We start from the raw sequence: 2,701 nt of genomic DNA, 5'->3' as shown, positions 1-2,701 counted from the left end.
TTCTTCCCCATGTATTTTGTTTTTTAGCATAGTGCTCTGTTTTGTATAAACACTAAGCAATCTTGTAATTTGAAGACATTCTTGTTGTTCTTTTGATTGTTCACACCATAACTTTAATTCTACCTGTTTCCCGTACTCACAGATTAATTTTGAATCACTCTTATCTGTTTTTATTTTTGAGAGTTTCATTTGAATAAAACGTTTTACCGATAGTGGGTTTTCTACAGATACTTTTATTCCTTTTTCTACTAAATAATAGGCTAACTTATAATGGTAATACCCTGTTGCTTCCATAACACAATGACTCGTAACAGTTAACAATTTAACAAACTTGTTAAACCCTGAAAAACTATTTTTAAACTGCCAATAATTACCATCTGAATCCGTAACATCAAAAACTGATTTACTGATATCTATTCCAAAATATTTAATATCTTTATACATAAGAAAAGTTTTATTGAAAGGACAATCTACACGAGTTTCAACTACTTAAAAGCGAGGTCTAAAAAGCCTCATAGAACTGTACGGAATCTGAGTAGAAAAGAGAGGGGATTTTCAATGTTGTCGAGATCTATAGTCTCTGCGTATATAATAACCTTAATCCTCTCTTTTGTGCTTTCTGGTTTAATACTTAAATTTACTACTTTGTAAACTTAAGACGTATATAAAAAATAGCGGTTTGAGTGCTTCATTTAAAGTTGGTTTTGTAAATTTAGCATTAGTTATAACTTGAAAAGTTAGTACTTAAAAATCCGCTACTTTTCATATACAAATACGTTAGCACATATTTAAAAATGACCCTTTCGGAAATTTACTTCTATATACTAATTTCGATTTTCCCAATCGCTAGTTTTTTGATAATTAATTTCTCTGAAGATTTGAAAAAAAACTCAATATTTCAAAAGTATCTTAAATGGACCTTTCTAGCTGGATTTTCGGGAATATTACTCGTATTTTTAAAATGTTTTTTTTTCTGTAACTACAATTGTATTCTAATTACGTTTTCTCCATTTATAACACTGAATATAGTAAAACTAATCACTGTACTTTTTGACATAATATTCAAAAAAGAACCTTTCAATGTTGATGAATTTGGACTTAGCGACGGATTATGGGTCAAAAATAAAGGAAATTTAAAATTTCGAGGTTATTATGCTCTTTACTCAACTGTCTTATGGATTACTCCCTTGCTTTTGATTATGTCAATTTTCTTTGTAATAAAAAAAAACATGTGCTAAGAACACGTATAGTTCATTGCTGCGGATTTTCCTATCGGAAAATTCGCCACGGCTGAACAATGGGTCTTTTCTTTTTACTATCTTAGTGTTCGCACCAACGAAACCATACATTAATCGTTGCACATAATTAAAAAATGAATCGTATAACAATCATATTTTTTATTCTCATTTTAAGTTTATCTTGTTCTCAAAAGAATAAAGATGGTGGATTATTAAAGGAAAATAATCTTTTAAAAACTAAAATATCTGAATTAAAAAAACACAACGTAGAATTAAGTAAGAAAAACTCTATTCTTGAATCCTTAAAATTCGAAAAAAAAGAAACTGAAATCACTGAATTGAAATATTCTAAAGTAATAAAAACACTTGACAAAAGGTTTTCCAAAGACACATTGGATTTAAAAGAACTTGGAAATGAGTATATCTTCAAAAGAAACGTTGAGCTAACAAAATTAGATAATAAACTATTTGCTGAAACCTTTGGAAAGATTAGAAAGCGACTAAACTCTTTCGGATATTCTATATTCAGTATATGCGACGGAAAATCATTACCTCTTGAAATGTGCAATTGTACAGATTCAATATATATTGTAATAGAACCTGAAGAACTTGGAAAGGATTACGAATTATACCGTGTTGGTTTTTTCTATAATGTTAATTTGATTTCATTAGAACGAATTGAAAAAGATAATTATGATTACTATTTTGAGTTAACTTTTGAACATGGAGAATATCCAAGAAAGAAAGAAAAAGTCAACTTGTCAAAAATGCAATTAGAAAAATAACTATGTGCAACACCATGTATAATTAATTGCTTGTTATAGCCTATTTACGAAAGTCCTCGCAGACTTTCTATCTGGATTTATTTGCTAAATTGGTTGCTTAAACACGCAACGAAATCATGCACAAACACGTTGGGCAACACTAGAGAATGATAGAAATCAAACTATATAAATCGAAAAAAAAAGCACTGAAACTCTTCTTTTTATCTATTCCTTTTATTGTAATCGGAATATGGATGATTACGAGAGCGGAAAGCAGTGAAACTGACCGAATAATGGGTTGGATTGGAACTTGTTTTTTTGGTTTAGCAATTCCTGTTGGACTTTTTCATTTATTTGACAAAAGACCTCAAGTTATTATAAACGAAATTGGAATTTACGACAGAACAACGCATAGTGAATTTATAAATTGGGAAATAATAAAAGATGCATATTCTATAAATATTTACGGACAACATTTCATTTGTCTTTTAGTTCCTGGAAATTTTAGACCTTCTAAAAAGAAAAGTAAGTTTTATAAAGGTATTGCTAAACTGAATGAGGAACTTGGTGCACAAGAATTGAATATTCAACTCGGACAATTAGAAATGGACACAATAAAATTGACTGAATTTATAATCGCAATGACACACGCTGAAAAAAGTAAAAAAGCGGAATTAATAAAAACGTTGCCCAACACAA

General features: G+C 29.2%; 3 protein-coding genes (1 of these 3 cut by a window edge). 2 read left to right on the top strand and 1 reads right to left on the bottom strand.

Annotated features, from left to right (window positions below):
- Positions 1-444, bottom strand: a 444-nt coding sequence (locus tag ACKTTQ_RS02615; protein ID WP_408048320.1) for an IS110 family transposase, incomplete at its 3' end; no start/stop codon positions are given.
- A 928-nt stretch (positions 445-1,372) separates the two neighbouring features.
- Here ACKTTQ_RS02615 and ACKTTQ_RS02610 point away from each other — a divergent pair.
- Both ACKTTQ_RS02610 and ACKTTQ_RS02605 read left to right on the top strand, forming a co-directional pair.
- Positions 1,373-2,023, top strand: a complete 651-nt coding sequence (locus tag ACKTTQ_RS02610) for a hypothetical protein (protein ID WP_408048319.1) — start codon at positions 1,373-1,375, stop codon at positions 2,021-2,023.
- Between the two features lie 146 nt (positions 2,024-2,169).
- Positions 2,170-2,701, top strand: partial view of an STM3941 family protein gene (locus ACKTTQ_RS02605; RefSeq protein WP_408048318.1) — the 5' portion only. Its footprint extends 47 nt past the window's final position; only the first 532 of its 579 coding nucleotides appear in the window; its start codon is at positions 2,170-2,172; its stop codon lies off the right edge, out of view.

It is taken from the genome of Tenacibaculum halocynthiae, assembly GCF_964512825.1.
GTDB classification, from domain to species: domain Bacteria; phylum Bacteroidota; class Bacteroidia; order Flavobacteriales; family Flavobacteriaceae; genus Polaribacter; species Polaribacter halocynthiae.
Note: the sequence above shows the minus strand (reverse complement) of the source record. Positions and strands in the feature narration are given on the sequence as shown.